Source organism: Stenotrophomonas sp. 109824_Sma, from assembly GCF_056480025.1.
In genome coordinates this window covers 2,734,750-2,748,614 of sequence record NZ_CM151078.1, presented here as the reverse complement: position 1 = coordinate 2,748,614, position 13,865 = coordinate 2,734,750, and the positions used below count along the sequence as shown (strand labels likewise).

The 13,865-nt window shown below is 67.3% G+C and carries 20 protein-coding genes; 5 read left to right on the top strand and 15 right to left on the bottom strand.

The window, feature by feature from the left end; genetic code table 11:
• Positions 1 to 90: 90 nt before the first annotated feature.
• The 4 genes from ACZK1G_RS13095 to ACZK1G_RS13080 are packed head-to-tail and all read right to left on the bottom strand — an operon-like array spanning position 91 to position 4,012.
• Positions 91 to 531 carry a DUF2894 domain-containing protein gene (locus ACZK1G_RS13095; protein ID WP_233490778.1) on the bottom strand — a complete coding sequence of 147 codons (441 nt, stop codon included), beginning with the start codon at positions 529 to 531 and terminating at the stop codon, positions 91 to 93.
• Entirely contained in the window at positions 449 to 1,087 is a 639-nt protein-coding gene (locus ACZK1G_RS13090) for an OmpA family protein (protein WP_006449800.1), read from the bottom strand. The genes ACZK1G_RS13095 and ACZK1G_RS13090 overlap by 83 nt, the downstream gene beginning before the upstream one ends.
• Entirely contained in the window at positions 1,084 to 3,348 is a 2,265-nt protein-coding gene (locus ACZK1G_RS13085) for a DUF802 domain-containing protein (protein WP_119006384.1), read from the bottom strand. The genes ACZK1G_RS13090 and ACZK1G_RS13085 overlap by 4 nt, the downstream gene beginning before the upstream one ends.
• Positions 3,349 to 3,358: 10 nt before the next feature.
• Positions 3,359 to 4,012 (bottom strand): DUF3348 family protein, encoded by a 654-nt coding sequence (locus ACZK1G_RS13080; RefSeq protein WP_197621971.1) that lies wholly within the window; start codon positions 4,010 to 4,012, stop codon positions 3,359 to 3,361.
• A 144-nt stretch (positions 4,013 to 4,156) separates the two neighbouring features.
• Between ACZK1G_RS13080 and ACZK1G_RS13075 the strand changes: the two genes are divergently transcribed.
• Positions 4,157 to 5,077, top strand: coding sequence for a M14 family metallopeptidase (locus ACZK1G_RS13075; RefSeq protein ID WP_006371858.1), 921 nt, complete (start codon positions 4,157 to 4,159; stop codon positions 5,075 to 5,077).
• Between the two features lie 50 nt (positions 5,078 to 5,127).
• On the opposite strand, the gene ACZK1G_RS13070 is transcribed toward ACZK1G_RS13075, so the two are convergent.
• From ACZK1G_RS13070 to ACZK1G_RS13050, 5 genes are all read right to left on the bottom strand, one after another.
• Positions 5,128 to 5,520 carry a diacylglycerol kinase gene (locus tag ACZK1G_RS13070; protein ID WP_012511296.1) on the bottom strand — a complete coding sequence of 131 codons (393 nt, stop codon included), beginning with the start codon at positions 5,518 to 5,520 and terminating at the stop codon, positions 5,128 to 5,130.
• A gap of 82 nt (positions 5,521 to 5,602) precedes the next feature.
• The gene (locus tag ACZK1G_RS13065) at positions 5,603 to 6,283 is read right to left on the bottom strand and encodes a hypothetical protein (RefSeq protein WP_236251603.1); all 681 of its coding nucleotides are present in this window, start codon (positions 6,281 to 6,283) and stop codon (positions 5,603 to 5,605) included.
• Positions 6,280 to 6,810: a nuclear transport factor 2 family protein gene (locus ACZK1G_RS13060; protein ID WP_101765611.1), complete on the bottom strand. Its 531-nt coding sequence runs from the start codon at positions 6,808 to 6,810 to the stop codon at positions 6,280 to 6,282. The genes ACZK1G_RS13065 and ACZK1G_RS13060 overlap by 4 nt, the downstream gene beginning before the upstream one ends.
• A 35-nt stretch (positions 6,811 to 6,845) precedes the next feature.
• Positions 6,846 to 7,214, bottom strand: a complete 369-nt coding sequence (locus tag ACZK1G_RS13055; RefSeq protein ID WP_233490776.1) for a YbbD-related protein — start codon at positions 7,212 to 7,214, stop codon at positions 6,846 to 6,848.
• 70 nt (positions 7,215 to 7,284) lie between these two features.
• On the bottom strand, positions 7,285 to 7,479 hold the full coding sequence (locus ACZK1G_RS13050) for a hypothetical protein (protein WP_101765609.1): 195 nt from the start codon (positions 7,477 to 7,479) through the stop codon (positions 7,285 to 7,287).
• A gap of 152 nt (positions 7,480 to 7,631) precedes the next feature.
• Between ACZK1G_RS13050 and ACZK1G_RS13045 the strand changes: the two genes are divergently transcribed.
• Positions 7,632 to 7,955 (top strand): hypothetical protein, encoded by a 324-nt coding sequence (locus tag ACZK1G_RS13045; protein ID WP_101765608.1) that lies wholly within the window; start codon positions 7,632 to 7,634, stop codon positions 7,953 to 7,955.
• A gap of 17 nt (positions 7,956 to 7,972) precedes the next feature.
• Complete coding sequence (locus ACZK1G_RS13040) at positions 7,973 to 8,290, top strand: hypothetical protein (protein ID WP_101765607.1); 318 nt, start codon at positions 7,973 to 7,975, stop codon at positions 8,288 to 8,290.
• Between the two features lie 50 nt (positions 8,291 to 8,340).
• Here the strand turns inward: ACZK1G_RS13040 and ACZK1G_RS13035 are convergent, their stop codons facing one another.
• The 4 genes from ACZK1G_RS13035 to ACZK1G_RS13020 form a co-directional block, all read right to left on the bottom strand.
• A complete protein-coding gene (locus ACZK1G_RS13035; RefSeq protein ID WP_032129966.1) occupies positions 8,341 to 8,688 on the bottom strand; it encodes an RcnB family protein in 348 nt (115 codons plus the stop codon).
• A 161-nt stretch (positions 8,689 to 8,849) separates the two neighbouring features.
• The gene (gene arsB, locus ACZK1G_RS13030) at positions 8,850 to 9,881 is read right to left on the bottom strand and encodes an ACR3 family arsenite efflux transporter (protein ID WP_101765606.1); all 1,032 of its coding nucleotides are present in this window, start codon (positions 9,879 to 9,881) and stop codon (positions 8,850 to 8,852) included.
• 14 nt (positions 9,882 to 9,895) lie between these two features.
• Positions 9,896 to 10,399: an arsenate reductase ArsC gene (locus ACZK1G_RS13025; RefSeq protein WP_101765605.1), complete on the bottom strand. Its 504-nt coding sequence runs from the start codon at positions 10,397 to 10,399 to the stop codon at positions 9,896 to 9,898.
• Between the two features lie 15 nt (positions 10,400 to 10,414).
• A complete protein-coding gene (locus tag ACZK1G_RS13020; RefSeq protein ID WP_101765604.1) occupies positions 10,415 to 10,744 on the bottom strand; it encodes an ArsR/SmtB family transcription factor in 330 nt (109 codons plus the stop codon).
• A gap of 17 nt (positions 10,745 to 10,761) precedes the next feature.
• Between ACZK1G_RS13020 and arsH the strand changes: the two genes are divergently transcribed.
• Positions 10,762 to 11,490, top strand: a complete 729-nt coding sequence (arsH, locus tag ACZK1G_RS13015) for an arsenical resistance protein ArsH (RefSeq protein WP_101765603.1) — start codon at positions 10,762 to 10,764, stop codon at positions 11,488 to 11,490.
• 30 nt (positions 11,491 to 11,520) lie between these two features.
• Here arsH and ACZK1G_RS13010 read toward each other — a convergent pair whose 3' ends face one another.
• A complete protein-coding gene (locus tag ACZK1G_RS13010; RefSeq protein WP_101765602.1) occupies positions 11,521 to 11,931 on the bottom strand; it encodes a MerR family transcriptional regulator in 411 nt (136 codons plus the stop codon).
• Positions 11,932 to 12,014: 83 nt separating this feature from the next.
• On the opposite strand from ACZK1G_RS13010, the gene ACZK1G_RS13005 reads away from it, so the two are divergent.
• The gene (locus tag ACZK1G_RS13005; protein WP_101765601.1) at positions 12,015 to 12,644 is read left to right on the top strand and encodes a cation efflux transmembrane domain-containing protein; all 630 of its coding nucleotides are present in this window, start codon (positions 12,015 to 12,017) and stop codon (positions 12,642 to 12,644) included.
• Position 12,645: 1 nt separating this feature from the next.
• Here ACZK1G_RS13005 and ACZK1G_RS13000 read toward each other — a convergent pair whose 3' ends face one another.
• A complete protein-coding gene (locus ACZK1G_RS13000) occupies positions 12,646 to 13,587 on the bottom strand; it encodes an aspartyl protease family protein (RefSeq protein WP_101765600.1) in 942 nt (313 codons plus the stop codon).
• Between the last annotated feature and the right edge of the window lie 278 nt (positions 13,588 to 13,865).

The following is a 13,865-nucleotide window of genomic DNA, read 5'->3' as shown; positions in this document are numbered from 1 at the left end:
GACGGGTAGTGCCGGCCGCTGGCCGGCAGCCCGATGAACCTGCGGCTATCAATCAATTGCCGGCCAGCGGCCGGCACTACCAATCGGTGTTCAGCGCGGCTTGCGCGTGCGCTTCGGCTTCGCGGTATCACTGCCGCTGGCGGCGCCATCCTGCAGCGCCTGCAACCAGGACAGGGTGTCCACGTAGTCGATGAAGTGGCGCAGGTAACCGGGGCTGGTGGCCTGCATGGTGTCCAACATGCGCTGCACCAGCACCGCCGAGTTCAACGGGCCGCCGTCGGCCGGGGCTTCGGTGCGCAGCGAACGGCGTACCTGCAGCTCGCTGCGCAGCTCCGACCATTCGCGCTGCACCTGCTGCAGCATCGGTACGTGCGGGTAATGCGGCAGCGAGCGCGACCCCGCATCGAGGTCGCGCACCAGTGCGCGCAGGCCCTCCAGTGCGGGCGGCTTACTTGGCATCCGGGGCCTTGGGCTTGGGAATCGGCGCGATTTCCACGCGCCGGTTGCGCGCGCGGCCGTCTTCGCTGGCATTGGAGCTGACCGGCTGCTCGCTGCCGAACGCGGCGGCGAACACCGCGTCGGCCGGTACGCCATCGGCGATCAGGGTGCGGGTCACGGTCAGCGATCGCTGTGCGGACAGCTCCCAGTTGTCGGCGAAACGCCGGTTGCCTTCGCGCACCGGCGCGTCATCGGTGAAGCCGCTGACCATCAGGATCTCTTCGCGGCTACCCAGGTAGGCGGCCAGCGGTGCGGCCAGGCTGCGCAGCAGCTCCTGGCCTTCCGGCTGCAGCTGGTCGGAGTTCAGCGCGAACAACACGCTGCCACTGATGCCGATGCGGCCATCGACCAGGGTCACGCGACCGGCCGCCAACGGGCCGGCCAGCGCCTGTTCCAGGGTCTGCAGGCGCTTGGCTTCGGCCTGGCGCTGCTTCACTTCCTGGTCCAGCCGCTGCGACAGCTCCAGCTGCACGGCGACCACACCGACCAGTATCAGCACGAACGCACCCAGCAGCACCGACATCAGGTCGCCAAAGGCCGCCCAGATCGGGGCGTGCGAACCGCCATCGACCTCCAGCTCGTCGCTCATGCGCTGCCGGCCTTGCCGCGGCGCGTGGCCAGCTGCTGCAGTTCTTCCATCACCTGCTTCTGCGACAGCAGGCTGAGGTCGACCACCTCGCGCGCCTGCGCCACGTAGTAGGCCAGCTGCTCGTCGCTGCGGGCCAGCGAGGCATCCAGTGCGCCACCGATCTGTTCCAGGCGGCCGGACAGCTCGGTGGAGGCGCTGCCGAACTGCGCGACCGCCTCACCGAAGGCGCCGGCCAGCTGGCCAACGTCGCCCGCGCTGCCGCTGAGCGCTGCGGCAATGCCATCCAGCTTGCCCGTCTCGGCGGCGATATGGTCGGTGAAGCGGTTGCCGACGCGTTCCAGCAGCTCGGCCGAACCGCCGACCAGCGCGTCCACCGCGGTGCGCTGCTCGTGCGAAGCATGGTTGATCGCATCCAGCAGGGTCTGCACGGTGGCCAGCAGGCGGCCGCGCTCTTCCAGCATCGCGTTGTCGCGCACCAGGCTCTCGGAGAGCGTGCTGCGCAGCTCGTTGATGACGTCGGCGGCGGCCTTCGGCGCAGCGGCGGCGGTCTGCAGCAGGGTGGACACTTCCGCCAGCGTGGCGCTGGCCTGGGCGCGACCGTTCTCGCCGATCTGCTGCGCGGTTGCCGCCAGCGTGTCGCAGACCTGCTGCTGCTGGGTGGCCAGGCGTTCGCCGTTGGCCTGCAGGCGCTCGGCCAGATCGGTGGAAACATGCTGCAGGGCATCGCTCCAGCGCTGCAGGCGCTGTTCGTCGCCGGCCTGCAGCTGGGCCTGCAGCGCGGCGTGGGCCTGCTGCAGTTCGGCACTGACCGCATCCCAGCGCGCCTGGCGCTGCTGCTCGCGGCTGTCCAGGCTGGCCTGCAGTTCGGCGTGCGCGGTGGCGGTGGCGGCCTGCGCGGCCTGCCACTGCTGCGAACGCTGCAGTTCGTGGTCCTGCAGCAGCGCCTGGCTGGCGCTGTGGTGCTGTTCCAGTGCCTGCAGCAGCGCCTGCGCACGCGCGTCCAGATGCTCGCTGGCGTCCAGCAACGCCTGCTGCTGGCGTTCGACCAGCGCGGTATTCAATGCCTGCTGCTGTTCGGCGGCGGCGCGCCAGGCCTCGGCATTGCCGCTGGCATCGGCCTGCAGGCGCTCGCCGATGCGCACGACCAGTGCTTCGGCCTGCGTGCCCTGGCCATCGCTGAAGGCCTGCAGGTGCTGACGCAGATCACTCACCAGCGCCTGTTGTGCCTGGGTCTGCTCGTTCACCACCTTGGCCCAGCTGGCTTCGGTGGCGACGCGGCTGCGCTCGAAACCGTCGCTCAGGCCAGTCAGCTGCTGCTGCACCGCCTGCTCGACACGGGCATGCAGCGCCTCACCATGGTGGGCCAGGCCGGCCAGCGTGGTTTCGGCCATCGGCTGCAGCGCGCCACCGATGGCGGCGGCGCTGGCCTCGGCGCCTTCGCGCAGCGACTGCTGCAGCGAGACCGCCAGGCGTTCCTGCAGCGCCTGGCTCTGGGTCAGGAACTCGGCCTGGCCGGCCAGCAGACGCTCATTGGCGGCCGCACTGTGCTGTTCGAAGGTGCTGGTCATCGCCTGCAGGCGGTCGACCAGCGCCGGCAGCGCGGCGGACTGTGCCTGCAACAGTCGCAGCGATTCAGCGCGCTGCCAGGCCTGCGAGTAGGGGTGCAGGTCGCCGGCAATGGCACGGTCCAGCTGCTGCACGGCCTGCAGGCGGTCACGGCGCAGCAGCGCCGCCAGCAGGCCGAGCATGGCCGAACTGGCAACACCGGCGATCGAGGTGCCGAACGCCACCGCCAGGCCCTGTACTGGCGACGCCAGCGAACCGCGGATGGCGGCCATGTCGGTTGCGCTCTGCAGGGCCAGGCCGGTGCCGCGCAGGGTGTCCATCATGCCCAGCAGGGTACCGAGCATGCCCAGCAGTACCAGCAGGCCAACCAGGTACGGGGTCAGCACCGGCGCGGGCAGGGCGGTGCGTTCGCCTTCCACGCGCAGGCGCACGGCGTTGCGCAGGCCCACCGGCACGCGCTCCAGCCAGGGGGCGAGGCTTTCCTTCGCGCTGGACAGGTCACTCAGCGCGCTGCGCAGGCCGTTGCTGGCCTGGCGGTAACGGTACAGCTCCACGCCGCCAGCGATGTAGCAGGCCGCGATGATCGCCGCCACCGCTGCACCCAGCGGATGCACCGAAACGTAGCCAATGCCGATCCAGCACACGGCCAGCAGGCCGACAAGGAAAACAACGACATGGAAAGCAGTTCTGGACATGGTGTTCCGGTCAGTGGGAGCGCAGGGCGTCTTGCAGCCCTTCGATCGGTTGGAAGCGCAGCTGCAGCTCGGCAAGCAGCAGGGTGCGCATGTCATGGCGGAAGGCCGCGCGCCAGCCGGGCTGGCCGTGCACGCGTTCAAAACGGGCGCCGAGCACCGCCGGCGCTGTGGCCAGCAGGCTGTGCTCGCGCGGGGTGAGGGTCTGTTCCATCACCGCATCGACCTCGGCCAGCCGTGCCAGCTCGGGTGAAACCTGCACCAGCTGGTCGCGCAGGCGGCCGCGCAGGCGCCCGGTGGCGGTCTGGATGGCCTGCTGCAGCACCCGGTAGCGCTGGCGCAACGAGGCGAAATTGGGTGCGGCGGCGGCTTCGGCCAGGTCCAGCAGGCGCTCGGCCTCGGCGTCCTCGCGGATCGAGACCAGCAGGCTGGCATGGGCCTGGGCGCAGTCGTCCAGCACATCCCCGGCCGCTTCGGCGGCCTCACCCGGCTCGGGCAGGCGCCCGCCGAGCGCCCCGGACAGGGCCACGGCACGGCTCCAGTCCACCCACTGGCCGAGGCGATCGGTCAGGGCGGGACTGCTGGCCGGCATCGCGCCGTCGCTGAGACGGGCGAGCAGGCGGAGGAATTCCGGTCCACCCAGGACCGGCTGCGCTGCGTTCGCCATCAAGGGGTGAGGGGCCAAAAACCGTTGATTTTACAACCAGATGACCCGGCCTGGATGAAGGCGGGGCCGGGGGAGGGTACCCGCAGGCGCGACAGGGCTTAGAATGTCCGGCTGCACCCATCCGTTCGACCCTTGGAGTACCCCATGACTGTTGCGCAGTTCTACCCGATCGGCACCCCCGGACAGCCCTGGGGCGACGCGGAACGCGCACAGTGGCGGGCCCGCCAGCAGCGCCAGCGCAGCTACCACGACGACGTGGTGGCCGCGCTTGAACGCCTGGACGACAGCTTCGACGTGATCCAGTACGGCCAGCTCGACTACGCGCCGGACCATTACCCGCTGTTCGCCGTGGTCAACCACGACTGGAACCCGGCGCTGCCGACCGCGCTGATCACCGGCGGCGTGCATGGCTACGAGACCAGCGGCGTGCATGGCGCCCTGCAGTTCCTGGAACAGCAAGCCGAGCGTTACCTGGGCCGGTTGAACCTGATCGTGGCGCCGTGCGTCAGCCCGTGGGGCTACGAGCGCATCCAGCGCTGGAACCCGGATGCCATCGACCCGAACCGCAGCTTCCGAGACGGCGGCCAGATCGAGGAAGCCGCCGCGCTGATGCGCTGGGTGGCCGAGCGCAAGCCGAACCTGCTGGTGCACCTGGACCTGCACGAGACCACCGACAGCGACCTGCACGAGTTCGATCCGGCCCGCTGCGCCCGCGACGGCAAGCCGTTCGAGCGCGACACCATTCCGGATGGCTTCTACGTGATCGGCAACAGCGAAGATCCGCAGGCCGAATTCCAGAAGGCACTGATCACCGCCGTGGCCCCGGTCACCCATATCGCCCCGGCCGACGCCGAGGGCAATCTGGTCGGCCTGCCGTTGCAGTCGCCGGGCGTGGTCTGGGGCGAGTCGCGCTCGATCGGCGCCTGCGCCGGCTTCACCGACGCGCGCTTTGCCACCACCACCGAGGTCTACCCGGACAGCCCGCGCACCAACCCGCAGGAATGCAACGACGCCCAGGTGGCGGCGGTGTGTGCGGGTCTGGATTTCGCCCTGGCCACGCAGTAATACCTCCGTCCAGGGGCGCGCCGGGTCATGCCCGGCGGCTCGGGCGTGCGCTAGCCCAGCAGGATCACCCCCCACACTGTGCCGACCATCAGCAGTGCGGTGGTCTGTGCGGCGCTGCCCATGTCCTTGGCGTTCTTGGACAGTGGGTGGTGGTCAAGCGAGATGCGGTCGACCACCGCTTCGATGGCCGAGTTGAGCAGTTCCACCAGCAGGCTGATGAAGCAGACTGCCAGCACCACGGCGCGTTCGACCCGACTGATGTCCAGCAGGAACGCGGTGGCGATCAACAGTGCATGCAGCAGCAACAGCTGCCGGAAGGCCGCTTCGCCACGGAAGGTGGCGATGAAGCCATCGCGCGAATGGATCAGCGTATGGAAGATGCGGCGAATCCCGGTCTTGCCGTGCGGGTACTTGCCGCTGTCCCTGGGGTGAGGTGGCTGCATGCCGGTCCTGCCATGAATTGACCTCACGACAGGATGGGCAGGCGGGCGTCGGGAAAGCGTCGGACGCCCGTTGGATTTTCCTTCAGCCGGCCTGGCGCTGCGCCTGGATGGCCTGGTCGAGGGCATCCAGCTCATCCGTCGGCGAGGCCAGCCATGCCGGGTACGCCTCGGTCTCGACGAAGGCGGAGGATCGCAGCACGTCATCGAACGCCGGATTGTCCTTCTCCGCATGGCGCAGCAGGCCGGACATCAGCCCGCAGATGCGGACGGCCGCCTGGAAGGCGCCCTGCAGCGATCCGGCCGGCTCGGTGACCGTATTGAGGAAGGCCGCATAGGCCGGCCCATCGAAGACGAAGTCCTCGCGCTGCTGGAAGGCGTCGCCGCTGAGGTTGGCTTCGCCGGAGACGTGCCGCGAAAACCCCCAGGACCAGATGTCGAGGAAACGGAGGTCATCCAGCATCCGGCGCGCACCGTCATCCAGTGGTACGGCACCGGACAGGGCGTGTTCCAGCGTGGCCGCTGCGAACGGTTCGGTGCCTTCGTGGGCCAGGAAATCGCTCAGGCAGCGCAGGGCGCCGGGATGGTCTGGATCCAGCTGCAACGCCCGGTAGATCACGCGGGCGCCTTCCACGTGGCGGCCCTGGGCGATGAAGATGTTGAGCGCGTGGTGGGCGAGCTGGTCGGCGTTGAGGTCGGCAATCCGGGTCATCGGGGTCTGGCTGGCATGGACGGACGGTGGGCACCAGTCTGACAGATCACTCATTCGGCCGGGCTGCGTGAATCGCGGATCGAATAGATCACCGAGAAGATCTTCCAGCCCTGTTCGGTGCGGATCAGCTGCCACATCTCCTTGCCCCAGTTGGTCTTCACTCCATCGTCGTGGAAGCTGTAGTCAAACGACACCGAGGCTACATCGCCATCCGTCTCGATCTTCGTGTTGGAGAATGTCTCCTCCTTCGGTTTCGGCGAGGCCACCGCCCCGTCGATCAGTGCGATGAAGTTGTTGGCGGGAATCCGCCGCGCCTTGATCGCATCGGGCTTGGCCTTGCGGATGTCCTGCAGGCGCACATCCTCGGAGACGTACTGCCAGCCGATGTCTTCCGGTTTGTCCGAGAAGAACAGGCCCATGTAGGTCGGCTTGTCCTTGTTGATCAGCGAGGTGCGGAAGGACTCGACCACCTGTTCGATCGCCTTGACGTCGGCGGGTGCGTTCTGCGCGGCGTATGCCGGCAGGCACGCCGGGAGCAAAAGGGCGAGGGCGGCGAAGCGTGCACGTGCGTTGGGCATCATGGGGTCCTGGGGAGGAGTGAGGTGGCGCTAACGCATCACCGCGCGTAAGTTCGCCAGAAAAGCACGTGGTCTTCGGTCCTGTTGATGGCGACGAAGACTGATTTTCCGGATTCGGGCGCGCAGTGAAAGACGCGGTACGACGCGCTGAGCGTCGCGTTGCCAGGCCACCAGTATCGATCGAACGCAACAGGATCGCTGTTGTTGAATGTGGTTGCCTGGCAATCCGCAGGCAGCTGCAGTGGTATCGCAGGGGGCTTGGTAAAGGCCAGCGCGCTGGTGTTTGAGTCGAGGTCGTGCACCTCGCGCAGGTCGGTTGCCTCGTGGGGCACCCAGCTGGGAATCCATCCCTTGTTCACCATGTCGGCGTCGATGGCCTGCTGCTGGGTGTCGAACGAACTGTCCATCACCAGTCCGCAGGCGCACAGCACGCTACAGAATGTCACGACGATCGCGCGCCTGGCTATTCCGGCGGGGCTAGTCATCGTCGTCCTCTTCTCCGGAAAGCAGCCTACCCAGTTCTTCCGGTGGCAAGCGCTTGAGCCGCTCTTCCAGTTTCCGATCGTACGGCCGGTCGTTGGGTTCGGTATGGCGCTGCGCCTTGCGCGTGTACTGCTGCATGAACAGGCCGATATCCTGCGCAATCCTGTCCTTCCGGCTCTTGCCTGCCATCGACGGGCGTCCCTGTGTTCATCCTGAATCATCGGTCGGCGCACGCTAGCACGGATGCAGGGCGCTGCAACAGGCCCGCTTGCCGAGGTTTGACGTTGAAGAAGGTCTGCGCGGATGATGCGCGGGCGCGCGGCGCAGGAGGGGATCCGTCAATGAAGACACTGATGTGGGGGCTTGCCGGCCTGTTCGTGGCGTACATTGCCGGTTGCTCGGCAATCTCGGCGTGGCATTCCCATGCGCTTGCCTCGGTTCCGGTCGGGGCGGGCAGGGCACAGGTCGTTCGGGCGCTGGGGCAGCCTGACGTGGTGGAGCACGCCGGTGCTCCCTTCAGCCGCTATGCCAGCAGGGGATGCTGTGGTCGCTGTGCGCAGCGATGGTGGTATGAGAACCGGCTGGGCCTGGATACCGAAGCCTGGTCGGTGGAGCTGGATGCTTCCGATCGCGTGCTCGCAACGTCGCGCTGGACATCGCCCTAGAAGACCGCGACGAGCGCATGCGCATCCATCGACCTTTCATCTTCATCGCAAGCCTGGCCCTGATGGCGTTGTGCGGGCTGATGGGCGTACTGGTGCTCATCTATGGCTTCAACGAACAGGGCCTTCGCTGCGGCAGGCTGTGCTCACTGGAGATATCGATCCGCCTGCTCTTTGGTGATCGGGGATTCGAAATACTGGTGGCGACGGGGCTCTTTGCTGCGGCGCTTATGAGCGGGAGTATCGCACTGCGGCCCGGCATGAATGCCGGGCCGCCTCGCAAGCAGGTGCGGCGCCGTGAGCGCAAGCACCGCCGATCGGGTCGGCCCCGGTCGTAAGGTGTCTGCACCGGGGTAATTCGCCGCGTGTGGAGACGCTGGAAGTCGCTTCAGCGATGCAGCGCGTCGATGATCAAACCGGTGGCGATCTCCACCAACAGGTACTCGTTATCGGACTGGCGCACCCAACGCCGGTCGCGGCCCGGCTCGCGCAGGTGATAGCGCGCGTAGTCGTCCACCCAGTAGCGGCGGTCCACTTCCGCCCATGGCAGGCGCTCGCCGCGACGCCAGGCCTTCTTCTGCCAGCCCGGCGGCGGTGCATCACGGTTGTGCGGGCCACCGGCGTGCGGCGGTGGCCCGTTGCCGCGCGCATGGTGCGGCGGATCGGCGAAGGCGGGTGCCGCGGCCAGTGCGGCAGCCGTGGTCAACGCAATGGCGAACAAGCGTGCAGTGTTCATCGCAACCTCCGGGCTTTGCCGCTGCATGCGGCGTGGTGCCGTGGAGTATGGATCAAGGAACGTGAACGGACTTCTGAACTGTCACCTTCGTAGCAGGGCGCTTTCCACTGCGCTGCAACTGACGGCTCGGGCGCGACGCCGCCGCCTCCGGCATGGCCGCCTCAAACACGCTCGCGCGCCTCATACCAGTCGCGTGAGCGGTTCACGATCTTCACCACCGAAAGCATCACGGGCACTTCAATCAGCACCCCCACCACCGTAGCCAGCGCCGCACCGGAGTGGACACCAAACAGGCCCACGGCCGTCGCCACCGCCAGTTCGAAGAAGTTGCTGGCGCCGATCAGTGCCGACGGCCCGGCCACGCAGTGCGCCACACCCAGGCGCCGGTTGAGCAGGTAGGCCAGGCCGGAGGTGAAATAGACCTGGATCAGGATCGGGACCGCGATCAGCGCGATCACCAGCGGCTGCTGCATGATCTGCTGGCCCTGGAACCCGAACAGCAGCACCAGCGTCAGCAGCAGTGCCGACAGTGACAGTGGCCCCAGCCGGCGCAGCGCCGCCTGCAGCCCGGGCTGGCCATGGCGCGACAGGATCCAGTGGCGCAGCAACGCGGCCACCAGCACCGGAACCATGATGTACAGGCCGACCGACAGCAGCAACGTATCCCACGGTACGGTGATGGCCGACAGCCCCAGCAGCAGCGCCACCACCGGCGCATAGGCCACCACCATGATCGCGTCGTTCAGTGCCACCTGGCTCAGTGTGAAGTTGGCATCGCCGCGGCACAGGTTGCTCCACACGAACACCATGGCTGTGCAAGGCGCGGCGGCTAGCAGGATCAGGCCGGCGATATAGCTGTCGATCTGGCCGGCGGGCAGCCAGTCCGCAAAGACGTGGCGCAGGAAGAGCCAGCCCAGCAGCGCCATCGAGAACGGCTTCACCGCCCAGTTGATGAACAGCGTCACCCCGATGCCTTTCCAGTGCTGCCCCAGCTGGCGCATCGCACTGAAATCCACCCGCAGCAGCATCGGGATGATCATCAGCCAGATCAGCACCGCCACCGGCAGGTTGACCCTGGCCACTTCAGCCGCCGCCAGGGAGGCGAAGGCACCGGGCAGGAAGTGCCCGAGCAGCGTGCCGGTGATGATGCACAGCGCGACCCAGAGCGTCAGGTGGCGCTCGAACAGGCCCATGGGTGCCGCTGTGCTCATGGCGTGCGCGCTGCCGGCAGCAGGTGGCCGATCTGGTCCAGCGCCTGCTGGAGCATTCCGCGGTCTTCCCACGCGTGCCCGGGCAGCGCCAGCAGGGCCTGCACGCGCGCCTTCACGATGGCATGCGCATGGGCGAAGGCGGCAGCCTTGTCGGCATCGCTGCCCTCTGCCTCGGCCGGGTCCGGCAGGCCCCAATGGCTGCGGATGAAATCACCGAACACCACGGGGCAGGCTTCCGCTGCCGCCGCATCGCAGACGGTGATCACAAGATCCATGGGGGCGGAATCAGCGAACTCATCCCAGGATTTGCTGCGCAGTCCCGCGACCGGGATGCCTTCTGCGCGCAGCTGTGCAAGCGCGAACGGATTGACCTGGCCGGTCGGGTGGCTGCCGGCACTGTAGGCCGTGAAGCGGTCGCCGCCCCATGCGCGCAGGGTGGCTTCGGCCAGCACGCTGCGGGCGCTGTTGCCGGTGCAGAGAAACAGGATGGAGCGGGACATGAAGGCGTTTCCGTATCAGCAGCTGCAGGGATTGCCCGACGGCGCGCACTGTTCGCTGGGCGAACCGGCGCAGCAGTTGTGCGTGAGGTACTCGATCAGGCTGGTCATTGCGCTGAAATTCGCGCGGTAGCAGACGTGGCGGCCCTGGCTCTCGCTCTCGACCAGGCCGGCTTGTACCAGCTCCTTCAGGTGGAAGCTGAGGGTGGCGGGAGGGACCTGGAGGGCTGCGGCGATGTCGCCCGCCATGCGACCGGCCGGGCCGGCTTCGACCAATAGGCGGAAGGCTGCCAGGCGGGTGGCGTGCCCGAGTGCGGTGAGCGCAGCGATTGCATTTGGTGTTTCCATATTTCTAGAATAGTCGAATGAATAAGCCGATCACAAGTCCTTCGCTGCCCCATCTGAGGGAGGCTTCGCTTCCCCAGCCAGATCACCAGCGGTTGGCGGCCGAACGCCAGGGGCCGCCACGTATCCTGCTGCTGTATGGCTCACTGCGTCCGCAATCGTTCAGCCGCAAGCTGGCACTGGAGGCCGAACGCCTGCTGCAGCATCTGGGCTGCGAAACGCGCGTGTTCGATCCACATTCCTTGCCGCTGCTGGACAGCGTGGACAAGGAGCACCCGGAAGTGCAGCGGCTGCGCGAGTGGTCGCACTGGTCGGAAGGGCAGGTGTGGGTCAGCCCGGAGCGGCACGGCACGGTGACCGGCGTGTTCAAGAACCAGATCGACTGGCTGCCACTGGAAGACGGCAGCGTGCGGCCGACCCAGGGCCGGACGCTGGCGGTGATGCAGGTCTGCGGCGGCTCGCAGTCGTTCAACACGGTCAATACGCTGCGGGTGCTGGGCCGCTGGATGCGCATGCTGACCATTCCCAACCAGTCGTCGGTGGCCAAAGCCTGGCAGGAGTTCGACGAAGACGGGCGGATGAAGCCTTCGCCCTACTACGATCGTGTGGTGGATGTGGTCGAAGAACTGGTGAAGTTCACGCTGCTCACCCGCGGCCGCGCCGACTACCTCGTGGACCGTTACAGCGAGCGCAAGGGCGATGCGTTGGCGGTGGAGCTGGCGCGGGCGGCGGGAGCGACCGGCGTCTAAGGCGGGTGCCGAATCGCGTGCGGTTCCTGCTCAGCTAGTCGGCGCGGGCTGCAGGGCTTCCAGCACCCGGCAATCGGCCACGCGCCCGCCGGGGCAGTTGCCGATCATCCGCTGCAGTTCACCCTGCAGCGCCTGCAGGTCGGCAATCCTGCGCGCGATGTCGGCAATGTGTGCCTTCACCACGTCATCCACCGAACTGCACTGGTGCTCGCGTTGCTCGCCGAAGGCGATCAGTTCGCGGATCTGCTCGATGGCGAACCCCAGCTCGCGCGCACGGCGCACGAATGCCAGCCGCCGTTGGTCCTGTGCGTCGTAGCAGCGGTAGTTGCCCTGCGAACGCAGCGGCGGCTGCAGCAGCCCGATCTTTTCGTAATAGCGGATGGTTTCTGCCTTGGTGCCGGTCTGGCGGGCCAACTGGCCGATGGTGAGTGGGGCTGTCATGGGCTTGACCTTGTAGGGGCTACAAGGTTGATAAAGGCAGCTCCCTTTCATTTCAAGCCCGGGCACGCCCGGCGGAGCGCCCCATGGACCAGTGCTGCGGCCACAAACGCCAGGAGCTGGCATCGATAGCGCTGCACAGCGCCCAGCGGCGGGTACTGGTGGCGGTGCTGGCAATCAACCTGGCGATGTTCTTCATCGAGTTCGGCGCGGGCCTTGCCGCGCGATCCAGCGCCCTGCAGGCCGACGCGGTCGACATGCTGGGGGATGCCATCGTCTATGGCCTGAGCCTGTGGGCGGTAAACCGGGGCGCGCGCTGGGAGGCGGGCGCGGCGCTGGCCAAGGGCCTGCTGATCCTGGCCTTCTTCGTGTTCATCGTGTTCGAAGTGGCCGGCAAGCTGGTCAATGGGGTGCCACCGTCCAGCACGCTGATGCTGGTGTTCGGTGGCATTGCCCTGGTGGCGAACCTCACCTGCCTGGCGCTGCTATGGCGGTTCCGCAGGTTGAACATCAACATGAAGAGCACGTTCGAGTGCTCGCGCAATGACGTGGCCGCGAACCTGGGGGTGCTGGTGGCCGCAGGTGGCGTGGCCATGACCGGGCGCGGCTGGCCGGACATCGTCGTCGGCGCAGTGATCGCCCTGTTGTTCCTGAGGTCGGCAGTGAGCGTGATGGCTGAAGCGTGGCCGGCATGGCGGGCAGCACGCCGCCAGTGACTCAGTTGCGATGGGGCCTGCTTGGGCAGATTGCCACCCGTTGGCTGCGCTGATCGATCAGCACCACCGCTTCCTGCAGCGCATGGGCACCCACCACCGCTTCGGGATAGTGGTCGGACACCCGTACGTGCAGCCCCTGCAGCGCCAGGCCGCCGATCAACACGGGAACATCCAGCTGTGCATGTCCGCCATCGACCTCGCCGTGACTGAGGGTCAGTTGATCCCCGGTGGTCACTGCGGCACCGGCTGCCCGCCGGAAGAGTGCCGTGGGCAGCACCATCGCGACGTTGGCGCCGGTGTCCAGCTGCGCCTCTGTGGTCACTGTTCCAATCGTCACCTGGATGCGGAAGGCGCGTGAGTAGGCGAGCGTGTCCGGTTGCGCGGGCAGGAGGTCGATGTCGCGGCGGAACTGCAGGCGCCGTTGCGGGTAGTCGATGATCAGCACGCCATCAGCGAAGAATCCGCGTGCAAGGATGCCGTCGAACGCTGCGTCTTTGGATTGGCGTGCGTTGTAGTCGCGGGTGAGCGCGGTCACGTCGCTGTGGCGCAGTCCGCCGAGCGCGAGGGCGTTGATGCGCACCGTATCGGCCCAGGCTGTCTGTACGCCGTCGGAGTGGCGGGTGCTGGCGTCCGCCGGCAGCGCCAGTTGACGGACCAGGCGGGCGTCCGCGCGGGCCATGCCGCTGGCGCCGGTATCGATGGCGAAGCGGTAGGGGCCGCTGCCGTTGACCTGCACCTGCACATGGATGCGCCCGTCGATGACATCGAAGGGAACATCGACAAGGCGCTGGCCCGCGTGGGTGGCCAGGGTGCAGGCGCTCTCCGCCACGGGTGAGGCCAGGGTGGCCACGGGAAGCGTCAGCAGAGTGAGGATGGCGATGGCAGTGCTGCACCAACGGCGAGTGCCCAGTACGGTACGGCGATGCGGGGGAATGCGCCTCATGATCCTGTTCCATGGGTGTCCAGGATCTTCTGATGCGTGAGGGATGCAGGCGGTTGCAGGAGTTTCCTGCTCCGCAGGCTGCTCCGAAAGCTGTCGCGGTAATCGGCTGGATCTGGAATCCGCGCGGGTGGAAATGTGACGGATGTCGCGGGCCTTGACTTGAATATGTCACCGTCTTCAACGATAAAGGCGGCATGTGGCACTGCCGCATTCCGGAGCAGGGACGATCCGAAGCATGACGTGATGGGGCTCTACCCCCGCGTTCTCGTTCCCGCCGG